The sequence below is a fragment of the Sulfitobacter sp. HGT1 genome (genome assembly GCF_013282155.1).
GTDB lineage: Bacteria > Pseudomonadota > Alphaproteobacteria > Rhodobacterales > Rhodobacteraceae > Sulfitobacter.
Window position 1 is genome coordinate 209,401 of sequence record NZ_BLWI01000008.1, and the last position, 22,923, is coordinate 232,323.

Sequence of the window (22,923 nt, forward strand, 5' to 3'; positions counted from 1 at the left end):
CTTTCATTAGGATCGCAGGGCCATTCCGGTCCCGCAGTTGGGATTTCAGAGACCGCCGAGGGCCTCCTCAAATTTCTGTTTGGCTTTCTTGGGCAAGCGCCCTTCCAGAAAGCTGTCTGGGGCGGCGGCGTCATCACCAACGGCGATGACCATCACCATGCCCATGGCGTAATGCGGCTTACACTTTACGCCGTAAAAGCCCGGCTCGGTCAGGGTCACTTCGATCTCTTCGTTGATCTTGCCCACAAAGCTGGCAGCGCCTTCGGGCATCATGTCGTCGATACTTTCGGCATTGTGACCCTTGTCGGTGGCCAGAAACTTGACCGTGTCGCCAGCAGCGATGCGCAGGGCGGCGGGCTCGAATATCATCCGGCCCCCGTCACCCTTGTTCAGCATCTTGACCTCAAAGGTCTCGGCCGAGGCCATACCGCCAAGGGCGACGATGATGGCGGCGGTTGTCAGTGCTTTGCGAAACATTTCATTTCCTCTCAAATGGTTCAGTGTTGGCACCAGCGTAGCGGCCCCGCAGGGCGCGAACGTTGCGCAAGATCAAACTTCTGATCGGACGGGGGAAATTTCTTGAATGCTGGCAATTCAAGCCGGTTGCCTTTAAACACAAAGCATCGCGGTATCGGGACATCAATGTGCACAGATTAGACGAAAGCCTGCTATCGCCGCTGCCGCCGTTTTCCATGCTGGACCGGCCGCAGATCAGATCCATTCTGGACCGCGCCACCAGCCGCCGCTTTGACGCGGGCGCTGCGGTGTTCGACGAAGGCGCACCGGCGCGCAGTTTCTATCTGTTGCTGGACGGGACAATCCGCGTGGTCAAAACCACACCGGACGGCGAACAGGTCACGGCCTTGCACATCCCCGCGGGGCAGTTGTTTGGCATTGCCCCCGCCTTCAGGCGCGACGCCTACCCCGCCACCGCCATTGCCGCGTCGGAACTGTTGACGCTGTGCTGGCCGGTATCGCTGTGGGAACCGTTTGTGGCGGATTATCCGGGATTTGGCACTGAAACCTACAAAACGATCGGTGACCGCGTTGCCGAGATGAACAACCGCATCATCGAAATGTCGACACAGCACGTCGAACAGCGCGTCGCACGTGCGCTGTTGCGGCTGGTGAACCAGTCGGGCAAGCAAACCGCAGAAGGCATCGAAATCAGCTTTCCCATCACGCGGCAGGATGTGTCAGAGATGACAGGCACCACCTTGCACACCGTCAGCCGGCTGTTGAGCGCATGGGAAAAAGACGGTCTGGTCAGCAGCAAACGCAAAAAGATCGTCGTATGCGACCCGCACCGCCTTGTGGCGTTGGGCGGCGCATAGCTACAGACCAACCGCAGCGTGCAATTCTGCACGAAAGGCCAGTTCATCCAGATCATAGGCAATGCAGGCGTCTATGACCGTGTGAAACGAACTGACCATACAGCCGATGCACAGCATCTTGTAGCGCAGGAAAACTCCGATGGTCTGTGGCCAAAGCGACATCAACTTGTCCAGCGACAGATCAGGATCGTCTAAGCTTTGCTGTTTCATAGCGCTTGCCCCTCCTCTCCTATTGCCAGCCTAACCTCTTTAATCATTCCAAACGTTGTCCCAGCGCAAACTTCGGGTGCAACAGGGCTGCTATCGCTTTTCCGACATAACAATTGGAGGGCTAAGGGATGGCCGAAATCCTGACGAAAACCCGCGCGCGCAATATTTTCTACGCAGGATCACTGTTCTTTGTGGTCATCTTTGTCGTGCTTACTGTGAACTCTCATCGGTATGTGGTGAACACATCAACCGCAGGCATGCCCCTGACCGAAGAGGTCGTTCTGGGCAAACATGTCTGGGAGCGGCATTCCTGCATCAACTGTCACACGTTGCACGGCGAAGGCGCGTATTTCGCGCCCGAGGTTGGCAACGTCATGACCCGTTGGGGCGTGCAGGACGACCCCGAAGCGGCGTTCGAGACCTTGCAAAGTTGGATGAATTCCCAACCCAGCGGCGTCGAAGGCCGCCGCCAGATGCCAAACTTCAACCTCACTGACGAAGAAATCCGCGCCTTGGCGGAGTTTTTGCGGTGGGCCGATCAAACCGACACGCAGGGCTGGCCGCCCAATGACGCGGGTTGAGGAGGGAAATACTCATGAAATATGAAACACAAAAAGTCGCCTACGCCTATTTCGTATGCGCAATGGCACTGTTTGCCATTCAGGTCCTTGGCGGGCTGCTTGCAGGGTGGATTTACGTCTCTCCCAACTTCCTGTCGGAACTGCTGCCCTTCAACATCATCCGCATGATCCACACCAATGCGCTGATCGTCTGGCTGCTGTTGGGCTTTTTCGGTGCCGCCTATTTTCTGGTCCCCGAAGAATCCGAGCGCGAGATCTATTCGGTCAAGCTGGCCTATCTGCAACTGGCGATCCTTGTCGTCGGCACGCTGGGGGCCGTTGGCAGCTATCTTGTCGGCATCCACGGGGGTCGCGAATTTCTGGAGCAACCTCTATGGGTGAAATTCGGCATTCTCGTTGCCGCGTTGATCTTTTTGTTCAACATCTCGATGACCGTTCTTGCGGGCAAGAAAACCGCGATCACCAACGTGCTGTTGATGGGGCTGTGGCTGCTGTCGCTGCTGTGGATCTTCGCCTTTATCAACCCTGACAACCTGTCACTGGATAAAATGTACTGGTGGTTCGTGGTTCACCTGTGGGTCGAAGCCACCTGGGAACTGGTCATGGCCGCAATCCTTGCCTTTTTGCTGCTCAAGCTGACAGGTGTGGACCGCGAAGTTGTGGAAAAATGGCTCTATGTCATCGTCGCCACCGCGCTGTTTTCCGGCATCCTTGGTACCGGTCACCACTTCTACTGGATCGGCTTGCCCGGATACTGGCAGTGGATCGGGTCCATCTTCTCGACGTTCGAGGTGATCCCGTTCTTCCTGATGATGTCCTTTGCCTTTGTGATGGTCTGGAAAGGTCGCCGCAACCACCCCAACAAGGCCGCCCTTTTGTGGTCGCTCGGGTCCAGCACGGTCGCCTTCTTTGGCGCGGGTGTCTGGGGGTTCTTGCACACGCTGCACGGGGTGAACTTCTATTCCCACGGCACGCAGATCACCGCCGCACACGGGCACCTGTCGTTCTATGGCGCTTATGTGGCTCTAAACCTCGCGATCTTTACCTATGCGATGCCGATCCTGCGCCAGCGCCAGCCCTATAATCAGGTGCTCAACATGGCGAGCTTCTGGCTGATGACCGGCGGGATGGCGTTCATGACCTTTGTGCTGACCTTTGCAGGCACCATTCAAACCCACATGCAGCGGGTGATCGGTGACTACTTCATGGAGGTACAGGACAGCCTGTCGATCTTCTATATGATGCGCTTTGGGGCGGGTATTGCTGTGGTGCTGGGTGCGCTGCTGTTCGTCTACTCCCAGCTTGTGATCCGCAACCGCGAGATCATCGAGCCGGGTCCGGCCCAACCGGTCGCAGGGGAATAGGTCATGAATGACATGACCCCCCCTGCACCTGTGCTAAACTACCACCAGACCGGACAGGAATGTACCCTGTTCGAGATGGCCCAAGCCAACCGTTTGCCCCTTCTTTTGAAGGGGCCGACGGGCTGCGGCAAAACGCGTTTTATCGAACACATGGCCGCCAAAACCGGTCGCAAACTCTATACCGTCGCCTGCCATGACGATCTGTCAGCAGCCGATCTGATCGGGCGCTATCTGCTTAAAGGCGGCGAGACGGAATGGGTCGATGGCCCCCTCACCCGTGCCGTGCGCGAAGGCGCGATTTGTTACCTTGATGAAGTGGTCGAGGCCCGCAAGGATGTGACCGTGGTGCTGCATCCGCTGACCGACAACCGCCGTACCCTGATGATTGACCGCACGGGAGAAGAGCTTCAGGCACCGCCCGGCTTTATGCTGGTCGCATCCTATAACCCCGGCTATCAGAATGTCCTGAAACGCTTGAAACCCTCGACCCGCCAGCGGTTCCTGTCGATCAGCTTTGATTTCCCGCAAGCCGATATCGAAACCAAAGTCGTCGCGCAGGAAAGCGGAATCAGCCTTGAGCGTGCCGCAGGGCTTGTCCGGTTGGGCGGCGCGATCCGGCGGCTGTCCGGCATGGACCTGGAGGAAGGTGTCTCTACCCGCCTGTTGATCTATGCCGCGACGCTGATCAACGCCGGCATGCCCTTTGACCAAGCGATCGAGGCCGCGATTATCGAACCGCTCAGCGATGATGCGGATATCCAACAGGCGCTGCGCGATCTTGTCGCCGTGACGTTCGGATAACGACAATGGACCTGCACCCTCTTGATCTGATGGAGCCCGAGGAAACGGTCGGCAAGCTGTGGCACGACATGGCCGAAGGGATCGGCGCTGATCAGTGCTATCCCGACGCCGCTGTCGCCCTTGCGCAGGTCCGCCCCAGTCTGGCCGTGCTGTTTCGGGCCTTGGGCGGTGCGGCGGGGGTTGAACTATCTCAGGCCCCTGCGCAACTGGTCCAGCATCGTCGTACCCTGCGCCGCCGCATTGCCGTGGAACGCGATAAAACCCACAGTGCCAGCTATGACGGCAACGGCCTGCGCCTGCCCCCCGTGATGGACTGTTTCCCCGATCCGGCGCTGAACCGCGCGGCCTATTTCTGGCTGACCGCCCTTGCCGCCTGCGCCGATCTGGATGCCATGCCCCTGCCCGACGCTCACGGCGACCCGCACGATTTTGATGTGGCACAGATTGCCGCCAATGCGCAGGCCGGTGACCGTGCCTATGCGCGGTGTGCGGGGCTTCGGGCCGCGCATGGCGAAATGGCGGCGTTTATCCTTGCAGCGCGCAGGGCGCAGACCCAGCCCAAGGCTGAGGCCGCGATGGAAACTGCCATCCGCGACCAGCTGCACGGCACCTTCACTGTGCCCGCAGCCCCCGACGCCCGTCCGCGCAATTACACCCCCTTTCAACCCGTCCCGATCTGGCTGCGCTTTACCGCCCCCACCACAGGCGATGCCGCGACCGAGGCGACCGAGACGGACGCCCCGCCGCCCACCGCCACCCTGACCAAACGCAAGCTGGGTCTGCGCAAGGACCGAGGCGAGGCGAACCGCAAGGACAGCTTTATCCTGCATCGGTTTGAATCGATCCTGTCATGGGTTGAATCGATGAACCTGAACCGCTCCGTCGATGATGACGACGACGAGAACGCGCAAAAAGCGGCGGATGATCAGGACGAAATCACCCTGTCCAAGGTGGATAAACGCGCCGCCACCCGCCTGCGCCTGCATCTGGACCTGTCGCCAGCCGATGCCGATCACGAGGCGCTGGCAGGGGAATTCACCTATCCCGAATGGAACCACCAAGCCCGCAGCTATATGCAAGACCACTGCCGCGTGCTCGAGGCGCCACCTATGGACACAGGTGAACCCTTTGCGCCTGACCCGCAGCGCATCCGCGAGGTACGGCGTCAGTTTGCGGCGTTGCATCCGCGGCGTATCTTGCGCCCGCGCCAGATTGACGGGCCGGAACTGGATCTTGATGCGCTGATCGCCAGCCGCGCCGAAATTGCCGCCACAGGTCAGGGTAGCGACCGCATCTGGCAGGCCTCGCGGCAGGTTGAACGTGATCTGGCCGTTGCCTTTCTGATCGACACCTCGCGATCCACCGAAGCCGCAGTGGGCGATACATCCGTAATCGGGGTGGCACGCGAAACGCTGGCGGCACTGGCGGGCGGCATTGATGCAGCAGGCGACCGGTTTGGCATCTGGGGGTTTTCATCGCTGAAACGCGACCGCGTGTTCGTGACCCGCTGCAAGGGTTTTGACACGCCGATGTCACCCGAGGTGATCCGCAACATCGGCGCGTTGCGGCCCAGCCATTACACCCGCCTTGGCACGGCCATCCGCCATGTCAGCGCGCATCTGGCCAAGGAAACTGCCGCGCGCAAACTGCTGATCGTGCTGACCGACGGCAAGCCTAACGATCTGGACCATTACGAAGGCCAGCACGGCATCGAAGACAGCCACATGGCCGTGCGCGAAGCGCGCCGCGCGGGGCAAAGCCTGCACGGGGTCATCATCGACGAAGACGGGCAGGACTGGTTCGCGCGCATCTTCGGGCGCGGCGGGTTTTCATTGCTGCCCAACCCTGCACGGCTGACCCGTGCCCTGCCCGATATTTACCGACATCTTACCCAGGAGACATGACATGAAACATCTCGCCCTTTTTTGCGCAGCGGCCCTGCCCTTGCCCGCCCTCGCCAGCAGCTTTGACCGCCCCGTCCCGCAGGCCCAATCTGCCACGGCCGAATACTGGTTTGCTGCCGCATCCGTCGCGCTGATCGTGGCGCTTGTCGTGGTGGCGCGAATGGTGGCGCGGCGGTGACAGACAACGGCTGGTCCACACGCGCCATTGCCTTGGTGCTGTACCCGTTCGGGGCAGGCGCGATGGCGGTCAACGTGTTTTTCGCCTCGCTGATCGGAAGCTGGGTTGGCTTGCCTGTGTTATCGCTTTTATGGTCCATCGGGATTGGCGCTGTGATCGGCGTGCCGGCAACGATTGCCTTTGCACGCCACATCCGCCGCCTCATGGACAAGGCACAGACGTGAACATCGACCTGAGCAACCCGAACCCCACCATTGATGCCGCTGATCTGGCCAAGCTGTTGGACATCCCCGCACCGCAGGTGATCACCCTGATGCGCGAAGGGGCGATCACCAGCCGGTTCGAGACTGGGGTCGACGCAGATGCAGGCACCCACCGTTTGACCTTCTGGTATGGAGACATGCGCGTGCGGTTTACCTGCGATGACAGCGGCGCGGTTCTCAAGACCTCTCGCAACACGGCCAAGCGCAGCCTTTGACGCACGGCCCGTCCTAACTGAGCAGACCCGACGTAGCGTTTCAAAATTCAACGATGGCAATCGCCGCCTGCTTCGCCCCATAGTTTGCGCGATTATACGCAACCAATAGGGGGGACGGCATTATGGCCGAATTCGATATCATCATTTACGGTGCCACAGGTTTTACAGGCCGGCTTGTCGCGGAATATATCCAAGCCACATATCCCGACCGCCCTTGGGCCATGGCCGGACGCAGCGCCGCGAAACTTGCCGCTGTGCGCGACGAAATGGGCCTGCCTGCCGATACCCCCCTGATCGAGGCTGATGCCTCCGACCCTGCCTCGCTTGACGCGATGGTTGCCCGCGCCCGTGTGATCATCACCACCGTCGGGCCGTATCTGCTGTATGGCGAACCGCTGGTTGCGGCCTGCGCGAAATCCGGCACCGATTACGTTGATCTGTCGGGCGAGCCGCCCTTCATGTGGGACATGATCGAGAAATACAACGACACCGCCAAGGCAAGCGGCGCACGGATTGTGCATTCCTGCGGCTTTGACAGCATCCCCTTCGACATGGGTGTCTATTTCCTGCAACAAGAGGCGATCAAACGCTTCGGCGCGCCGATCAAAGACGTAAAAGGCCGTGTGCGCGGCATGAAGGGCACTTTCTCGGGCGGGACCGCCGCCTCTGGCAAGGAAACCATGAAACTGGCGATGGGCGATCCCGAGACCATGAAACGGCTCGTATCCTCCTTTGCGCTGACCGAAGGGTTCGAGGGGCCAAAGCAACCCTATGGCAACAAACCCTATGAGGATGCGGATTTCGGCATGTGGGTCGCCCCTTTTGTGATGGCATCGATCAACACCAAGAACGTGCATCGCTCAAACTTGTTGATGGGCCACCCCTACGGCACCGATTTCACCTATGAGGAAATGATGTTCACCGGCAAAGGCGAAAAAGGCGAAGCCATCGCCAACGGCATCGCCAAGTCCAATCCGATGGGCGACAATGACATCAAACCGGGCGAAGGTCCCTCGAAAGAGGAACGCGACAACGGCAGCTATGACCTGATGTTCACCGGCACCTCGGCGGACGGGCAGCGTTTGACCGTGGGCGTCAAAGGCGACCGCGACCCCGGCTACGGATCAACGTCGAAAATGCTGACCGAAGCGGCGATCTGCCTGATCGAGGAAGCCGCCGACGCCCCCGGCGGTGTCCTGACAGCGGCCCCGGTCTTTGGCGCGGCGATCATCGACCGATTGACAGCAAATGCCGGCCTGACATTCGAGGTCGAAGGGTAAAACCCCTGCCCCGCAGCGCCCCTATGCGGGCGCTGCGGGTTGCATTGCGCTAGCTATTGAAGTCCCGCTCGGTATAGGAAAACAGATACAGACTGGGTAATAGGGGCATCGGAGCCCTTATGGCGATGAAAGCGAGCGGCGTTTGAAAAAAGTTCCCGCAGAATTGCGCGTAGATTTTGTGAACGGTCCGGTTGCGCACCGGCTGCGGTTTGGTGGCGGACGCGGGCAGGACATTGCAAAAGCAATGGGATTGCGCGGCGGCAAAACGCCACTGATTGTCGATGCCACAGCCGGATTGGGGCGGGATTCCTTTCTTTTGGCCTCACTTGGTGCGCAGGTCTTTATGATCGAACGGTCCGAAAAAATGCATGATCTGCTGGATCAGGGCATGAAACGCGCCGCCCAGGAAGGTGGCGCACTAGCCGAAATTATCGGCCGCATGACCCTGCTAAAGGGCGATGCCAAGGATCTGATCCCTGAATTGGCGGGCGAGGCAATATTGATTGATCCGATGCACCCCCCACGGAAAAGCTCAGCGCTGGTAAAGCAGGAATTGCGTCAGGTCCGCGCGATCGTAGGCAGTGATGACGACGCCGCTGATCTGCTGCGTGTCGCACTGGAACATGCGCTCAACCGTGTGGTGCTGAAGTGGCCCGCCAAAGCGGACCCGATTGCAGGGATCAAACCCTGCACCCATCAAATCTGTGGAAAATCAACGCGCTATGATGTTTTCATGACAGCGACGGCATCACCGCAGAACCAACCTGACTAAGCGGTCGTCGGGCTTTGGTCCAAGCTCAGGTCGGCCCCCTGCGTTATTTAAAGCCGATCTCCCCCGCCTCTGCGACGCACCAGCCCGCCCTAAGCAGGCCGGGCGACAGTGACAGTTTGGAAATGGTCCGCTCTACCTTTGCAGCAGCGTCTTCCGCGCCCGTGACCTGAACAACGATTTCGACGATTTTAATATCCGTGCGGCTGACGATCTGGCAAATTTCCAACGCCTCATCGCCCAAACAGCCAATGATCGCGGCCCGCACCTGTTTCTCATCCTCAACCCTGCATTCAAAGGTCAGATCGAAATGCGATCCCGCCCCTGAGTTCTGATCGGACAGTGTTTTCAGCTTTCGCACAATCGGGCGCAGACCTAGATTCGAGAAAACGATCAACAAAGTCAAAGCGATGGCATAAAGCACATGCCCCGTCCCCGAGATCAATCCAACCGCCGCAGCGCACCATAAAGTCGCCGCTGTGTTTATCCCTTGGATGTTGAACCCGTCGCGGAAAATGATGCCCGCCCCCAGAAAACCGATCCCCGAAACGACCTGCGCAGCCACGCGTGTCGGGTTGATATCCGTTGGGAAAAGTGCTGCAAAAGTAACGAAACCGGCGGCCCCCAGCGACACAAGCGCATTGGTCCGCAGCCCCGCCATTCTGCCGCGAAACTGCCGTTCGGACCCGATGACAGCCCCCAACACCAATGCAAAGCCCATGTTCACAGTCGCAAGAAGCAACGGCATATCGAGGTCTGAAAAAATATGGTTCAACGCTCGGGTCTCCTTGGCTGGTCCCCAACCATAGCATCTAATCGCGCGTTATCAGCCCTTTCAGCACCGCATTGCGCCCCGTTCACGACATTTGGCGGCCCCCGAGGTCTAGGTTTTGAACAACCGATAGATCGCGGGGATCACCAGCACCGTCAGTGCCGTCGAAGACAACAACCCGAACAGCAGCGAAATCGCCAAACCCTGAAAGATCGGATCGACAAGGATCACGGTCGCTCCGATCATTGCCGCAATTGCGGTCAGCAAGATCGGTTTGAACCGCGTCGCACCTGCTTCGATCAGAATCTCGGTGGTGACCTTTTGTTCGGGGTCCGCGTGCCGGATAAAATCCACCAAAAGGATCGAATTGCGCACGATGATCCCCGCAAGCGCGATGAAACCGATCATCGAGGTCGCTGAAAACGGTGCCTGAAACAGCCAATGCCCGCCAATGATGCCAAGAAAGGTCAGTGGCACCGGCGTCAGGATGACCAAAGGCAGGCGGAACGACCCGAACTGTGCCACGACCAGCACATAGATGCCCAAGAGCGCCACAGCGAAAGCCGCCCCCATGTCGCGGAAGGTCACCCAGGTTACCTCCCATTCACCGTCCCACAGCAAAACCGGCTTGTCCGTGCTTTCGGGTTGGCCGTTCAGCCGGATTTCGGGTTTTTCCAGATCGGTCCAGTCCATGCCGTCAAGCTGGTCGACCACAGCAAGCATCCCGTAAAGCGGCGCTTCGAAGGCACCGGCCAGTTCTCCGGTGACCATGATCGCATCATAGCCGTTATGCCGGAAAACCGGAAAGGACGCGGGTTCTTGGGTCAGGCGGATCACATCGCCCAATTCGACCACACCGCGCCCGCCGGGGATGGCATTGGCCGGCACCGGAGTGGAAAGCGCGCGTTCATCCATCACCTGATCGGCCCTTGCGCGGGCAACGACAATGGGGATCGGGCGGCGGCCTTCGCCACGGTGCGAATAGCCCACGGTCGTCGAACTGTTCAGCAAGCGCAGCGTATCAAGCGCGTCGCGTTCCTGAACCTTGAAGAAATCCATGTCGCTGACCGATAGTTCCGCCCGCAAACGACGGGCCTGAACGCCGACACTGTCATCCACATCAACCACATAGGGGACCGCCTCGAACGCCGTGCGGACCTTGGCCGCGACAGCGCGACGGGTCGGTGCATCGGGGCCATAGATTTCGGCCAGAAGCGTTGAAATCACGGGGGGTCCGGGGGGCGGTTCAACCACCTTGAGCACCGTGCCAGCGGGCACTGCAATCGCCTGCAACCTGTCGCGAAGCTCCAGTGCGATGGCGTGGCTTGGGCGGTCGCGGTGATCCTTTGCCGCGAGGTTCAATTGCACCTCGCCCATCTCGGGGTTCTGACGCAGATAGTAATGGCGCACCAACCCGTTGAAATTAAAGGGCGCAGCGGTGCCCGAATAGGTCTGGGCCGACACGACTTCGGGTAAATCCATCCCGATGCGCGCCGCGGCCTGCACGATGGCATCCGTGGCCTCGACCGAAGACCCTTCGGGCAGATCGACGACAATGGCCAGTTCGGATTTATTGTCGAAAGGCAGCAGTTTCACCGTGACATCACGGGTATAAAGCGTCGCCAGCGACCCGAAAGACAGCACCACAACGACCAGCAAAAACACGGCACTGCGGCCCTTGCTGCGCAACAGCGGGCGCGCGACTGCGGCGTAAACCCGACCCAATCGCCCCCCCGGATGCGCCCCGCCTTCGGCATGATGGCCCGCATCCGCCTTGCCAGCGATCTTGAGCATCAACCAAGGCGTGATCACCACAGCCACAAAGAAGGAAAAGATCATCGCAGCCGAGGCATTCGCCGGAATCGGGCTCATGTAGGGGCCCATCAGCCCGGACACGAACAACATCGGCAGCAGCGCCACAACCACCGTCAGCGTGGCGACGATTGTGGGGTTGCCCACTTCGGCAACGGCGGCAACCGCCGTCTCGAGCCGGCTTTTCCCGTTGTGTTTCATGGCCCAGTGACGCGCGATATTTTCAATCACGACGATGGCGTCATCGACCAAGATACCAATCGAAAAGATCAACGCGAACAGCGAAACCCGGTTCAGCGTATAGCCCATGATCCACGAGGCAAATAACGTCAGCAGGATCGTGACCGGAATGACAATTGCCACGACCAGCGCCTCGCGCCAGCCGATGGCCAGCAGCACCAGCGCCACGATCGACACTGTCGCAAGGCCAAGGTGGTACAGCAGCTCGTTTGCTTTCTCATCCGCCGTTTCGCCGTAGTCGCGCGTGACCTCGACCTCCAGGCTGTCGGGGATGATCCCGCCTTCCATCGCGTGAACGCGGTGCAATATCTCTTCTGCGACGATCACGGCATTGGCCCCGGCACGTTTTGCCACCGCCAAGGTCACCGCCGGACGGCGCGACACCGCGCCCCCGTCTTCTCCGGCGCGCCCCAGACTGGCCACGTGAAATTCGTCAAGGTCGGATACGAACGCCACATCGGCAACATCGCGGACATAGACCGTGCGCCCGTCGCGGGTGGTCAGTTCAAGATTTCCGATCTCTTCGGGTGTCGAAAGGGTTTTGCCGATCACCAGACCGATCTGTTCGCCCTGATTGCGCAGCTGCCCGGCGGGGGTGGCACTGTTGGCCCCCTCGACCTTGGCCACCAGCTGCTGCAAGGTGACACCATGGATGGCAAGCCGCTCGGGGTCCGGCGCGATGCGCAGCGCTTCTTGGGTGGCTCCGACCAGATAGGTCAGCCCGACATTGTCGATCTTGGCCAGTTCGACTTCGACTTCGCGGGCCACACGGGTCAGATCGCCCGCCGTAATGCCGTCGGCATCCTGAGCCGGTGCAAAAGTCAGCGTAACGATGGCAACATCATTGATACCCCGCCCCACGACCAGCGGTTCGGAGATGCCCACCGGGATGCGATCAAGGTTGGCCATGATCTTGTCCCGAACCCGCAGGATCGCGGTATCCGCCGAGACACCAACAAGAAACCGTGCCGTCACCATCACGCGGTCGTCGCGGGTGTCGGAATAGACATGCTCGACCTCGTCCAGTCCCTTGACGATATTCTCAAGCGGTTGAGTAATCAGCTTGACCGCATCTTCGGCTTTCAACCCGTCGGCCCGAACGTGGATATCGACCAAAGGCACGGAAATCTGCGGTTCTTCCTCGCGGGGGAGACTGACCAGCGCGATCAGACCCATTGCAAGGGCCGCCATCATGATAAGCGGTGTCAGCGGCGAGGCGATAAACGCCCGCGTCAACTGCCCGACAAGCCCGACCCGGCCGCCGTTTTCAGGGGTGTTATTATTCATGAGACACCACAACCCGATCTCCCGCAGCCAGACCGCTCAGGATTTCGCGCCAGATCGCGCCGTCAACTTGCACAGTGCCACCCGGCACCACGGTGCGCCGCTGCGCGCCCGCCCCGTCGGTTTCTACCGATACAAAATCCAGCCCGCCATGACGGCTTAGCGCGGCTTCGGGCACAAGGATCGCCATGCGCGTGCCCACGGCAAGCCGCACCGGCAACCGGCGTCCGACAAAGCGCCCGTCCAGCCCTTCGACCTCCACATCGGCCTGAACACGGCCGCCTTCGATCTGGGGGTACAGCTTGGCAAGCCGCCCCTTGCGCCCCGCGCCGTCACCCTCCGATGCAGTGCCAAGCTCGATCTCGTCGCCTTCGGACAATGTCGTGGCATGACGTTCGGGTACCGACAGACGCAGGAATATCCCCCCACCGCCAACAACTGCAGCCGTATCGCCCGGCGTCACGACAGACCCCAGCGACAGCGGCACCGACAGGACAACCCCTGCCCCAGGTGCCAGTATTTCGCCCTCGGCGATGCGCTGCTGGATAACCAGCCGCTCCGACCCGAGGCTGCGGACCTGACCCTCAAGAACGTCAACGGTTGTCTGCAATTGGTCAAGCCGCTGCTTGGTGATAACCCCGCGTTCAATCAGCTGAAGACCGCGTTCAAGATCGGCGCGCGCGGTTGTGATCTGCGCGTTCAGCGATGCAAGCTGCGCGTCGATGGACCCCAGTTGAAAGGCGAATTTGTCATCCTCGACCATCGCGACCCGCTGCCCGGCGACCACCAGATCGCCTTCGGTCACATCAAGTGCGGTCACCGTGCCACCGATGCGGGCGCGCGCGGGCACCCGGTCACGGGTTTCTATCTGGCCGTAAACAGCCTTCCATTCCGCGATGGGACTGGGTTCTAGCACCAATGTTTCGGCACCTGCCGGGCCGAGCAAAAGGAGCGTGGCAATGATCGATCCAAATAGTCGCATATTTCCCGCCATTTCCGTTCAATTCGTTTCAAGGGTCAGTCTGACACCCCGCAATACCGGCTTGCGGGGCAGCCTGCCTTGATTTCGATCAAGCGCGGCGTCGTCGCGGCAAAGCTGAATTGCGGTATATCAATTTTCCGTCGCCGTAACGGCGTAGCGTGCTTTTAATTACAGGAGATCGCTATGAAAATTCTAAACCTAACCTTGGCCGGACTGCTTTTGACCGCAGTCGCCGGCTGCGAGACGTACGTATATCCGCGCCACCATCATGATATGATCGTGCTCAGCACAGATGTTGAACCGCATGTTCACCTTGTGACACCCCTAAGCGCCACCAGCTATTCGGTACAATATGTGCCCGGCATGGTATCCGAGGCCGCGATCATCGCCAGCTTCGCGCCGCGCTGCACCGAGCTGGGTCTGATCGCGGTCAGAGGCCCCGGCCCGACACGCCGACAGATGGTCCGCCGTGGTCGCCGCGCACCGCTTACGGTAAATGTGTTCACAGTTGTGTGCCGTTGATCAACTTGCCGATGACCGGCATGACACTGACGGAAAGCACCTTTTGCAGGGTGCTTTCCAACAAAGCGAAGACCCCCGCGTGTGTTTGGCGAAGCGCACCCTGCCAAAGTTGTGCTGCCAAAGTGGTTAAGCCCAACGGATCAGGTCGCGGTTCTGGGATAGTCGTGTTTATTCAAGAACGCCCAAATCTCGCGGTTCAGATCCCCCAGATCGTCGATTGCCTTGTAAATGCCGTCTCGCGTGCCTTGGTCCAACTGCTCAACCTGCCCCATCTTGATCGCGTCTTTCCGATCTGCGATCCGCATCAGGATCGTATGCGTGGCCGCCGATTGTGAATCGAACGCATAGATACAATGGTTGTAGCGGTTGCGGATGTGGCCGATTTTTTGCATGCGCGTGGTCAAGGCAATAACCTGTTTGCGCTCCTCGCTTTGGACACGGCCCAGCTTTGACAGGCGTTGCACCAGATCAATCCGCGCCCGTGATGTATTCAGGGTCATGAAAATAACCGTCGCCGTTTCCAGATCGACCTTTGCCAATCCGGCGATGAAATGGATCAACAGGCTTTCGGTGTTTGTCCAGGCATAGTTGAGCCGCCCCACCAGCAATAGGAACTTGTCAAAACTTGTCAGGTCCGGCTCTTGCGATCTTGCCATCTGCTTGCCTATTCAACCCTGAAATTTCCGGTTGCGGCAACATAGGCAATCGCGGCCTCTGTTCTGTTTGTGACACCCATTTTGCCGATGATATGGTGGATGTGCAGCTTGACCGTGCTTTCCGACAGTTGCAGATGATGGGCGATGACCTTGTTTGGCTCGCCTTTTGACAAATAGCCCAAGACATCTTTTTCGCGGGCCGTCAGCGATCTGATCTGGTCCCACATATTGGCCTTGATTTCGAGTCCGGCAGGGAAGCTTCCCGACAAGAGATAGTCCATGACTTCCCCGCAAATGTGCCGTTCGCCCGAAACCAGCAAACGGAAGATATTTATCGCTGAATCAATACGCGTGCGAAGCGGCAGAAAACTCAATTTCGCCATCAACGCCGTATCTCCAATCGCGTCGATAAAATTCTTGATGTCTTTTATATCATGAAACGCCAAAGCCAGGTCGAAATTGGGGAACTGTTTTGACAATTCAAAAAGAGTTTCCATCTCTGCCTCCACAGACCGAGGCGAGAAAATTAACGTCACTCTGCAATAGGGGCTTGTATTCAATCGGTCTTTCACCGCTGCAAAAGTAGGTACAATTGAGACGTCCAAATTATCGAACTCGCTCATAATAAGGCGTAGGTAGACGTCAGGAAATGATGTCCGACCGCCGACAAACAAAATGGCCTGACGTTCTGTGCTGTTATATCTCACTTGGTTAATAGCTTTAGGCATTGAATTTGTTCCAAATATTGGAGCGACCAGACCAAATATCACTACCAAAAAATTTTGGCGGGTAATTGATAAATCTCAATGGGGACTGACTTATCAAGGCAGGGCCTGGCAGGTTTTCGCCAAGGTTGTGGTGGAAAATTTCACCCCTGGCGGAGCCCCTTCCTGACCAGAACCTAACACATCGGTTAAAAATACTTCCGGGAAACCAGAAAAACAGATTTCTACAAGAAAGTCAGAACCTTAATATAAGAATCGGGAAAAATATTCCGCATTTTATGCCTTCGATCTAAATCAAAGGGCCTATCTTTTTGGCGTAGATACTAACATTCACCCCATCCCATTGATTAGAATCTACAGTCTGAATTGCTAGATATCGCACCACTTCTATTCACGCCAATCTGATCTGGTCGCAATGATGTGACGTTCAACAAGAATCGGCATTCGAATAGAAATTCCACCTTTTAGATGAGCGGTGGATCTGGCGGATGCCCCCAAAGAAAGCATTTATCATGTCAAATGGTAGACACGGACACCACCACGGTGGCAACAACTACGTACCAATGGGCAACCAAAGCCAGGAACAAGATCAGGCGCAGGCCGAAGCACAGCTTCAGGCGCAATTGCAGGGTCAGGGCCAGCTTCAGGGTCAGGGCCAATCGCAAACCAGCGAAAGCGAGAACCTGAACGGCAACGGTAACCTGAATGGTAACGGTAACCTGAACGGCAACGGTAACCTGAACGGTAACCTGAACCTGAACGGAAACGAAAACAACGCCTCCAACACCGCCACAAACGAGGCCACCAACACGTCGACCACGACTGTGACAGTCGATGTCGGGGTCACCGGTGCCTTCGATATGACGGACTATGTGCCATCGGACGATGACTTTGCAGACATCGACCTGAGCGGCGGTGCGTCTGTCGACAATATCCTGATGGCCAAGGGCGATGTGAACTTCGACCCCGGTAACGAGATGAACCTCGATGACATCCTGACCGACGCGCTGACCGGTGCCGGAAATGATGTTGGCCTTGTGAATGCACAGTCGAACAACCTGATCGACAGTGATGTTCTTCACAATGCAACCGTGGGCGGGTCGCTGACCAACAACGGCAGCGCGCATGGTGGCACCGCATCCTCAGGTGACGGCATCGGCACTGGCGCTGCTGCTGCAGAACCCGACTTTGGTGGCCACCCTTGGAAAAATGGTCCTCACGACGATGACGCCGATGGTGCTGTTGCCGGTACATGGGGCAGCGGAAACGGTGATGACGGTTATGTCGCCGGTGAATCCCTGTCTTCGGCATCTGCAACCGTTGATACCACAGCGTTCAACCAGAGCATTGTGATGGGTGCCAACATCCTCGGCAACACAGTCGATATGTCCGTGGTCGGTGGCAACATGAACTCCACCTACATCGGTGACGACAGCTCAGACGGCGCATAAACCGTTTGACCGTGACCGGCCCTACCGGTCGCCAATAACAACACCTCGCGCGAGAACAACTCGCGCGGGGCGCATAAAATTCCGAGGCACCACCGAGCAGATAATAATAATAACTGGTGGTCAAAATGCTTATCGATAGAACATCCGAAATCGTTGCCCATTTTATTGGTGCATTTGAAACGGCCTTGGACGGTTCGAGGTTTAGAAGCGAAATTGATGGTTTTCGTCATCGCCAAACTCAAGACCCCTCCTTTGACGATCAATCCTCACAGACGGTAGCTGCGCGCGCTCCATATGCGCTGGATGGATATGCAGCGGGTCTGTCGCCCTTATGGCTCACACCCGATGCCCCCGCACCCCTTGCGGTGTCAGGTCACCATCCCCTTCAATTGCCCTTCCTCAAGGCAAAGGCGGAACTGGTCGTCGACGATGCCCAGGACTTCCCGTTTTTTGAACCGGCCAAGCAGAGTGCTGGCGGTTTCACGGTGTCATCCCCGATGCCCGGCTCGGTTGCATTCGTCTCTCAGCAAACCAACTATCTGATCGATCACGACTTTTTCGGCGATATCGACGCAGGAAGCTTCATTGCCCCCGACATACTGGACCAGCAGCTTGAGACCCTGTGGCAAGCGGCCCAGCCGATGATGCCGGGCACAAGTGGCAACCCGCTTACCCTGATCCTTGAGGGGTCAACGATGGGTGAAACATTCGCTGAGAACTACTTGGAAAGTGCCTCGGCCGCAGAAGCAATGGGCGGACAGGTGTCATTTCTGTCGGGTCCGGCCATCGGTGAAATCACCGTCAACGGGGCCGACCAAGACGCCATGCCCGATCTCGACAATCTTCTTCCCACATATCTGCAAGCCAAAAACGACGCGGCCCAGGCAGAGGATGCCATGGCCGCCGACAGCTTTCTCACCCCGACGGGTAATGCGGGCACTGCCGCCGCGTTTTTCGACGTCGAAGCCGGCCACAGCGTCATTGCAGGCGGCAATATGGAGATCAACGAAACCGTGATCGTTGCCCAACATGTAGATGCGCCTGTCATTGCAGTTATGGGCGATATGGTGGCGATTTCGGCGATTGCACAGGTCAACGTCATCCATGACTACAATTCCGGCGCGACGAACATCTCGCCGATGAATACATCCATCAATGCCGCAATGTTCGCCTCACAGCACAGTGTAACGTCAGATGCGGCACCAACTGCTGCCTTTCCGGTGAATGTCACAGCGATTGTCACGCGCGTCGATGCGGATCTGATTTCGGTCAACTGGATCCATCAATACAACTACATGTCCGACCATGACACGGCCCAGATCACCTTCTCGGGCGAAGACAGCTTTCTCGATTTCGGCGACAACGTGCTGTTCAATCAGGTCAGCCTTTTGGAATTTGCGCAGGGCTATGACCTGATCATTGTCGGCGGAAACATGTACGATATGTCGCTGATTTTCCAGACAAATATTCTGTTTGATGACGATGCGGTGCATGTGGCGGGGGCCGGTCCCTACTCTGCCTCCATGGGCGACAATCTTGCCTATAACATGGCCTTGATCCAGTCGAACTCCATCGACAGCTACATCGAGATGGACAGCGTTTTCGCCCAAGCAGGGGCCGATCTGGCAGCAGGGGCGCGCGTGTTGTCGGATGACGTTCAAAACCACGAGGTGTTCGACGGCCATGCCCCTTTGAACATCCTGTATATTTCCGGCGACCTCATCAACGTCTCTGCAATCGAACAGACCAATATCATCGGCGATGCAGATCAGGTCGCGTTCGAAGTCGAAGCGCTTTTGGCCGGGTCGGATTCAATTCCAACCACCACGACCGGGTCAAACGCCGCAGTCAATATGGCGACGATCCAGAACTACGGGGCTGATTCAACGATCATGGTGGGCGGCGAGGTCTATGACGACCTACTGCTCTATCAGGCAGAACTGATCGACACAGATGCCCAGCCCCTTGGCGCGACCCCCCTCGCCTCAGAGGCGGTCGTCTTTCTTGCCGAGGATATGATCGACCCCGATCTCGGCGACACCGGAATGGTTTCGCAATCTCCGGATATCACCAGCTCTGACGTCGACATGATGGGCTCCATCGTAACCTGAAGCATTTGAATTACCGGAGAAGCGCCTTGAAAGACTCTGACCACACCAGTGAACCGTCCCCGCACGAGGCAACGAAGTCGGAACCTTTTAAATTGAAACCCGAAATGGGGGCCGAGGTAATGGACAAGCTGTCTGATGGCCCCCATTCCGGCCCCGTCATCGACCAACCCAGCAACGCAGACCGGCAAAAGGAAGCGACCCTTGCAGCGGCGGGCGGTGGTGGCGGCAAAGGCGCGGATACGGTACCCTTTCACAAGCGGATCGGGCCTGACGGTTTTGCCGATGCCCTGAAAAAAGGCGTGCGGGCGGTCCGGCGCAATCTCATGTTCGTCATGATCCTGACCCTTGGGACCAATATCCTGATCCTCGCGATCCCGATCTATCTTTTCCAGATTTCGGACCGGGTTTTGACAAGCAGGTCCGTTGATACGCTGGTTATGCTGACAATCGTGATCGTTGGCGCGATTTTGGTGCAAACGATACTGGATTCCCTGCGACGGTTCATCCTGATGCGAAGCGCCGTTGAAGTGGCCGCGCGTCTGGGGGCCCCGATCCTGAGCGCCGCCGCCCATGCCTCGTTGCAGGGCAACGGCAAGGAATACCAGACCCTGTCCGACCTGCAGCAGGTGCGCGGGTTCCTTGTGTCAGGGACGCTGATCTCCTTTCTGGATGTCCCCTTTGCCCCGCTGTTTCTATCGGTGATTTTCCTTGTCCACCCGCATCTTGGCATGATCGTGGTCAGCAGTTCGTTGCTGTTGCTTGTCATCGCAATCGTGAACCAGAAAATGACCGCCAAACCCTTTGCCGAGGCGAACATGGCCCAAAGCCGCGCGAACATGCATCTCGATTCAATGGCCCGTAACAGCCAGATTATCAACGCGATGGCCATGGTGCCCGAAGCCGTGCGCATCTGGGGCAAGGACACTGCCGGCTCTCTTACCGCGCAGGTGCGTGCCCAGGACCGCAACATCATTTTTGCCTCCATCAGCCGGGGCGCGCGGCTGTTGACGCAGATCGGCATGTTGGGTTGGGGGGCCAATCTGGCACTGCAAGGCGAGATCACCGGCGGCATGGTGATTGCGGCCTCTATCATCGCGGGGCGCGCGCTGGCCCCCATCGAAGGGTCGATCGAGGGGTGGAATTCGTTTCTGTTGTCGCGCGCGGCGTATGGGCGGATCAACGATCTGATGCGCCGCTCGCGGGTGCGGTTCGAACGGCTGGTTCTGCCTGATCCACAGGGCCGTCTTGATGTTGAACGCCTGCTATATGTGCCCGGCGGCACCAAACAGGTCATTCTGAACGGGCTCAGCTTCCACCTTGATCCCGGCGAAACCCTTGCTGTCATTGGCAACTCTGGCGCGGGCAAAACCACCTTGGGGAAAATGCTGGTCGGCTCCATTCTGCCAACCTCGGGCAGTGTGCGTCTGGACCTGATGGATATCCGCAACTGGGACCCGCGCCAACTGGGCGAAAGTATCGGATATGTACCGCAGGATGTGCAGCTGTTCCCCGGAACGATCAAAGACAACATCGCCCGAATGCGCGACGACGCCACTGACGCAGACATCCACCGCGCCGCTGTGCTGGCAGACGTCAACGACATGATTGCAGCCCTGCCCCACGGCTATGAAACCATGGTCGCCGCTGACGGATCACCGCTGTCGGGCGGGCAAAAGCAGCGTGTCGCCCTGGCGCGCGCCTTCTTTGGCAAGACCCGCTTGCTGGTGCTTGACGAACCGAACTCCAACCTTGATGCGGCAGGCGATCTGGCCCTAGCGCGGGCCATCCAGCACGCCAAAGACAACAAGATCACCGTTGTTGTCATCACCCAAAAGCCGTCGCTTTTGAAGGTTGTCGACAAGATCATGATGGTCGCGGACGGGAATGTTGCGCTGTTCGGCTATCGTGATCCGGTGTTGCAAAAACTCGCCGAACGCAGCGCAAGCGCGAACGCCACCCCACAGGAGATTTCGTCATGAGACATGCCCCAACCGCGATTATTGACGCCACATGGTATGACGATGTGCCCCGGTCGATCAGGGGTCACGTGATATTCGGCACTTTCCTGATCATCTCCGCATTTGGGGGTTTCGGATATTGGGCCACCCAAGCGCCGCTTGCCGCGGCGGTTGTGTCGCAAGGCAGCTTTATCGCCACCGGACGCAACAAGATTGTCCAGCATCTGGAGGGCGGCATCATCGAACAGATCTATGTCGCCGAAGGTGATATGGTCGAAGCGGGGCAAGTTCTGGTCCGGCTCGACGAGACATCCGCGCTTGGCAAGGAACGGGAACTTTTCCTCAGGCAGGTTCGACTGGAAGTCGCTCAGGCGCGGTTCAATTCCGAATACAAACAAGAGAACACGCTCAGGTTTCCGCCGCATCTGGAAAAACTGCGCGCCGATCTGGAAGTCGCCACAATGATGGAGAACCAGTCTTTGGGGTTCACCGTGTCGATGCAGGGCCTGAAAAACGACATCGGCCTGCTGGAGCGCAGCATCGAGGCGCTTGGGATCAGGTCAAGCGGCTATCAAAGCCAGCTTGAAGCAACGCAGATCCAGGTCGCCATTCTGGCAGAGGAACTGGCCGATAAACAGACGTTGCTAGACCGCGGTCTTGTGCGCCGGACCGACGTAAACACCGTTCGACGCGCCATTGCCGAAGCCGAAGGTCAGGTTGGTCGCCTCACCGCCGAGATAAACGAGATTTCCGAAGTCCGCGATCGCTATACCGCGCAGATTGAACAGACGTTGGGGGAACACCGCGATAAGGCGCTTGATGAATTGCAGGTCGTAGAGGCGGAACTGGACGGCATTCGCGAACAGGTGCGCACGGCGCAAGAAGTGCTCAACAGGGTCGATATCACGGCCCCTGTTTCAGGCACGATCGTACGGCTGTATTACCATACGGCGGGCGGTGTGGTTGAAAGCGGCAAAGCCATCGTCGAGATTTTGCCATCGGCCGAACCCCTGATCATCGAAGCCCAAGTCCCGCGTACGAATATCGACAGTGTCAAAATCGGCTTGCACGCAACGATCCGGCTTTCTGCCCTGAACCAACGCACCACGCCGGTGCTTGAGGGCAAGGTTTTCTATGTCTCTGCGGATACGATTACCGACCAGAATTCAACCGCCCAGCAAGAGGTATACCTGACCCGCATTTCGATCGAACCCGAAGAATTGCTGAGAGTGCCCGGTTTTTCCCCCACCCCCGGGATGCCGGCAGAGATCATGATCCAGACCGACGAACGGACCTTCGTGCAATATCTCATGAAACCGATCCTCGACAGCATGTCGCGCGCTTTCCGCGAAAGGTAGCGATCCGTCGCGCGCGACAGGCATAGAGCGCCAGATCGGGTGGTCGTGTGTCGCGCGCGGTGCGACGTCGATCAAGCTATTGATATGTAGAACTCTTCTATCGGAACGCCCCCTTGGTTCGACCCCATGCAGGCGCGCGTGCAAGGCGCGCCC

22 protein-coding genes are annotated in these 22,923 nt (G+C 58.3%); 15 read left to right on the forward strand and 7 right to left on the reverse strand.

Translation table 11 applies throughout. The features are described 5' to 3' along the window. Positions 1-45 precede the first annotated feature (45 nt). Positions 46-477, reverse strand: a complete 432-nt coding sequence (locus HGT1_RS07280) for a pseudoazurin (protein WP_176249269.1) — start codon at positions 475-477, stop codon at positions 46-48. A 167-nt stretch (positions 478-644) separates the two neighbouring features. Here HGT1_RS07280 and HGT1_RS07285 point away from each other — a divergent pair, with 167 nt between their 5' ends. Beyond that, positions 645-1,334, forward strand: coding sequence for a Crp/Fnr family transcriptional regulator (locus HGT1_RS07285; protein WP_176249270.1), 690 nt, complete (start codon positions 645-647; stop codon positions 1,332-1,334). On the opposite strand, the gene HGT1_RS07290 is transcribed toward HGT1_RS07285, so the two are convergent. Further along, positions 1,335-1,544, reverse strand: coding sequence for a DUF1858 domain-containing protein (locus HGT1_RS07290; protein ID WP_176249271.1), 210 nt, complete (start codon positions 1,542-1,544; stop codon positions 1,335-1,337). A gap of 128 nt (positions 1,545-1,672) precedes the next feature. Here HGT1_RS07290 and HGT1_RS07295 point away from each other — a divergent pair, with 128 nt between their 5' ends. The 9 genes from HGT1_RS07295 (at position 1,673) to HGT1_RS07335 (ending at position 8,902) form a co-directional block, all read left to right on the forward strand. Then, positions 1,673-2,125, forward strand: a complete 453-nt coding sequence (locus HGT1_RS07295; RefSeq protein WP_176249272.1) for a cytochrome c — start codon at positions 1,673-1,675, stop codon at positions 2,123-2,125. A gap of 14 nt (positions 2,126-2,139) precedes the next feature. Next, a complete protein-coding gene (locus HGT1_RS07300) occupies positions 2,140-3,489 on the forward strand; it encodes a cbb3-type cytochrome c oxidase subunit I (protein ID WP_176249273.1) in 1,350 nt (449 codons plus the stop codon). A 3-nt stretch (positions 3,490-3,492) separates the two neighbouring features. After that, positions 3,493-4,290 (forward strand): CbbQ/NirQ/NorQ/GpvN family protein, encoded by a 798-nt coding sequence (locus HGT1_RS07305; protein WP_176249274.1) that lies wholly within the window; start codon positions 3,493-3,495, stop codon positions 4,288-4,290. Positions 4,291-4,295: 5 nt separating this feature from the next. Further along, a complete protein-coding gene (locus HGT1_RS07310) occupies positions 4,296-6,194 on the forward strand; it encodes a nitric oxide reductase activation protein NorD (protein WP_176249275.1) in 1,899 nt (632 codons plus the stop codon). 1 nt (position 6,195) lies between these two features. Next, positions 6,196-6,372 (forward strand): hypothetical protein, encoded by a 177-nt coding sequence (locus HGT1_RS07315; protein ID WP_176249276.1) that lies wholly within the window; start codon positions 6,196-6,198, stop codon positions 6,370-6,372. A 62-nt stretch (positions 6,373-6,434) separates the two neighbouring features. Continuing rightward, a complete protein-coding gene (locus tag HGT1_RS07320) occupies positions 6,435-6,596 on the forward strand; it encodes an NnrT protein (protein WP_176249724.1) in 162 nt (53 codons plus the stop codon). Beyond that, the gene (locus tag HGT1_RS07325) at positions 6,593-6,850 is read left to right on the forward strand and encodes a DUF6522 family protein (RefSeq protein WP_176249277.1); all 258 of its coding nucleotides are present in this window, start codon (positions 6,593-6,595) and stop codon (positions 6,848-6,850) included. The genes HGT1_RS07320 and HGT1_RS07325 overlap by 4 nt, the downstream gene beginning before the upstream one ends. 122 nt (positions 6,851-6,972) lie before the next feature. Beyond that, on the forward strand, positions 6,973-8,130 hold the full coding sequence (locus tag HGT1_RS07330) for a trans-acting enoyl reductase family protein (RefSeq protein ID WP_176249278.1): 1,158 nt from the start codon (positions 6,973-6,975) through the stop codon (positions 8,128-8,130). Between the two features lie 142 nt (positions 8,131-8,272). After that, on the forward strand, positions 8,273-8,902 hold the full coding sequence (locus tag HGT1_RS07335) for a class I SAM-dependent methyltransferase (RefSeq protein ID WP_176249279.1): 630 nt from the start codon (positions 8,273-8,275) through the stop codon (positions 8,900-8,902). Positions 8,903-8,945: 43 nt separating this feature from the next. Here HGT1_RS07335 and HGT1_RS07340 read toward each other — a convergent pair whose 3' ends face one another. The 3 genes from HGT1_RS07340 to HGT1_RS07350 all read right to left on the reverse strand — a co-directional run bounded on the left by HGT1_RS07340 (position 8,946) and on the right by HGT1_RS07350 (position 13,989). Next, on the reverse strand, positions 8,946-9,674 hold the full coding sequence (locus tag HGT1_RS07340; RefSeq protein WP_255200126.1) for an MgtC/SapB family protein: 729 nt from the start codon (positions 9,672-9,674) through the stop codon (positions 8,946-8,948). A gap of 108 nt (positions 9,675-9,782) precedes the next feature. Then, the gene (locus HGT1_RS07345) at positions 9,783-13,010 is read right to left on the reverse strand and encodes an efflux RND transporter permease subunit (protein WP_176249280.1); all 3,228 of its coding nucleotides are present in this window, start codon (positions 13,008-13,010) and stop codon (positions 9,783-9,785) included. Beyond that, positions 13,003-13,989 carry an efflux RND transporter periplasmic adaptor subunit gene (locus HGT1_RS07350; protein WP_176249281.1) on the reverse strand — a complete coding sequence of 329 codons (987 nt, stop codon included), beginning with the start codon at positions 13,987-13,989 and terminating at the stop codon, positions 13,003-13,005. The genes HGT1_RS07345 and HGT1_RS07350 overlap by 8 nt, the downstream gene beginning before the upstream one ends. Positions 13,990-14,172: 183 nt before the next feature. On the opposite strand from HGT1_RS07350, the gene HGT1_RS07355 reads away from it, so the two are divergent. Beyond that, on the forward strand, positions 14,173-14,511 hold the full coding sequence (locus tag HGT1_RS07355) for a hypothetical protein (RefSeq protein ID WP_176249282.1): 339 nt from the start codon (positions 14,173-14,175) through the stop codon (positions 14,509-14,511). A 140-nt stretch (positions 14,512-14,651) separates the two neighbouring features. Here HGT1_RS07355 and HGT1_RS07360 read toward each other — a convergent pair whose 3' ends face one another. Further along, positions 14,652-15,167 (reverse strand): hypothetical protein, encoded by a 516-nt coding sequence (locus HGT1_RS07360; protein ID WP_176249283.1) that lies wholly within the window; start codon positions 15,165-15,167, stop codon positions 14,652-14,654. An 8-nt stretch (positions 15,168-15,175) separates the two neighbouring features. Then, positions 15,176-15,895: a response regulator transcription factor gene (locus HGT1_RS07365; RefSeq protein WP_255200127.1), complete on the reverse strand. Its 720-nt coding sequence runs from the start codon at positions 15,893-15,895 to the stop codon at positions 15,176-15,178. 509 nt (positions 15,896-16,404) lie between these two features. On the opposite strand from HGT1_RS07365, the gene HGT1_RS07370 reads away from it, so the two are divergent. The 4 genes from HGT1_RS07370 to HGT1_RS07385 all read left to right on the forward strand — a co-directional run bounded on the left by HGT1_RS07370 (position 16,405) and on the right by HGT1_RS07385 (position 22,770). After that, positions 16,405-17,343 carry a hypothetical protein gene (locus HGT1_RS07370; protein ID WP_176249284.1) on the forward strand — a complete coding sequence of 313 codons (939 nt, stop codon included), beginning with the start codon at positions 16,405-16,407 and terminating at the stop codon, positions 17,341-17,343. A 125-nt stretch (positions 17,344-17,468) separates the two neighbouring features. Then, a complete protein-coding gene (locus HGT1_RS07375) occupies positions 17,469-19,454 on the forward strand; it encodes a hypothetical protein (RefSeq protein WP_176249285.1) in 1,986 nt (661 codons plus the stop codon). 119 nt (positions 19,455-19,573) lie between these two features. Beyond that, a complete protein-coding gene (locus HGT1_RS07380; RefSeq protein ID WP_255200128.1) occupies positions 19,574-21,433 on the forward strand; it encodes a type I secretion system permease/ATPase in 1,860 nt (619 codons plus the stop codon). Beyond that, positions 21,430-22,770: an HlyD family type I secretion periplasmic adaptor subunit gene (locus tag HGT1_RS07385; protein ID WP_176249286.1), complete on the forward strand. Its 1,341-nt coding sequence runs from the start codon at positions 21,430-21,432 to the stop codon at positions 22,768-22,770. The genes HGT1_RS07380 and HGT1_RS07385 overlap by 4 nt, the downstream gene beginning before the upstream one ends. Positions 22,771-22,923 lie beyond the last annotated feature (153 nt).

What these genes read in the sequence shown, in the direction of transcription:
- HGT1_RS07305 (WP_176249274.1), top strand. Translation starts at nt 3,493, where the DNA reads ATGAATGACATGACCCCCCCTGCACCTGTGCTAAACTACCACCAGACC.
- HGT1_RS07355 (WP_176249282.1), top strand. Translation starts at nt 14,173, where the DNA reads ATGAAAATTCTAAACCTAACCTTGGCCGGACTGCTTTTGACCGCAGTC.
- HGT1_RS07365 (WP_255200127.1), bottom strand. Translation starts at nt 15,895, where the DNA reads ATGCCTAAAGCTATTAACCAAGTGAGATATAACAGCACAGAACGTCAG.
- HGT1_RS07290 (WP_176249271.1), bottom strand. Translation starts at nt 1,544, where the DNA reads ATGAAACAGCAAAGCTTAGACGATCCTGATCTGTCGCTGGACAAGTTG.
- HGT1_RS07300 (WP_176249273.1), top strand. Translation starts at nt 2,140, where the DNA reads ATGAAATATGAAACACAAAAAGTCGCCTACGCCTATTTCGTATGCGCA.
- HGT1_RS07345 (WP_176249280.1), bottom strand. Translation starts at nt 13,010, where the DNA reads ATGAATAATAACACCCCTGAAAACGGCGGCCGGGTCGGGCTTGTCGGG.
- HGT1_RS07370 (WP_176249284.1), top strand. Translation starts at nt 16,405, where the DNA reads ATGTCAAATGGTAGACACGGACACCACCACGGTGGCAACAACTACGTA.
- HGT1_RS07385 (WP_176249286.1), top strand. Translation starts at nt 21,430, where the DNA reads ATGAGACATGCCCCAACCGCGATTATTGACGCCACATGGTATGACGAT.
- HGT1_RS07360 (WP_176249283.1), bottom strand. Translation starts at nt 15,167, where the DNA reads ATGGCAAGATCGCAAGAGCCGGACCTGACAAGTTTTGACAAGTTCCTA.
- HGT1_RS07310 (WP_176249275.1), top strand. Translation starts at nt 4,296, where the DNA reads ATGGACCTGCACCCTCTTGATCTGATGGAGCCCGAGGAAACGGTCGGC.
- HGT1_RS07330 (WP_176249278.1), top strand. Translation starts at nt 6,973, where the DNA reads ATGGCCGAATTCGATATCATCATTTACGGTGCCACAGGTTTTACAGGC.
- HGT1_RS07315 (WP_176249276.1), top strand. Translation starts at nt 6,196, where the DNA reads ATGAAACATCTCGCCCTTTTTTGCGCAGCGGCCCTGCCCTTGCCCGCC.
- HGT1_RS07280 (WP_176249269.1), bottom strand. Translation starts at nt 477, where the DNA reads ATGTTTCGCAAAGCACTGACAACCGCCGCCATCATCGTCGCCCTTGGC.
- HGT1_RS07380 (WP_255200128.1), top strand. Translation starts at nt 19,574, where the DNA reads ATGGACAAGCTGTCTGATGGCCCCCATTCCGGCCCCGTCATCGACCAA.
- HGT1_RS07350 (WP_176249281.1), bottom strand. Translation starts at nt 13,989, where the DNA reads ATGCGACTATTTGGATCGATCATTGCCACGCTCCTTTTGCTCGGCCCG.
- HGT1_RS07320 (WP_176249724.1), top strand. Translation starts at nt 6,435, where the DNA reads ATGGCGGTCAACGTGTTTTTCGCCTCGCTGATCGGAAGCTGGGTTGGC.
- HGT1_RS07375 (WP_176249285.1), top strand. Translation starts at nt 17,469, where the DNA reads ATGCTTATCGATAGAACATCCGAAATCGTTGCCCATTTTATTGGTGCA.
- HGT1_RS07295 (WP_176249272.1), top strand. Translation starts at nt 1,673, where the DNA reads ATGGCCGAAATCCTGACGAAAACCCGCGCGCGCAATATTTTCTACGCA.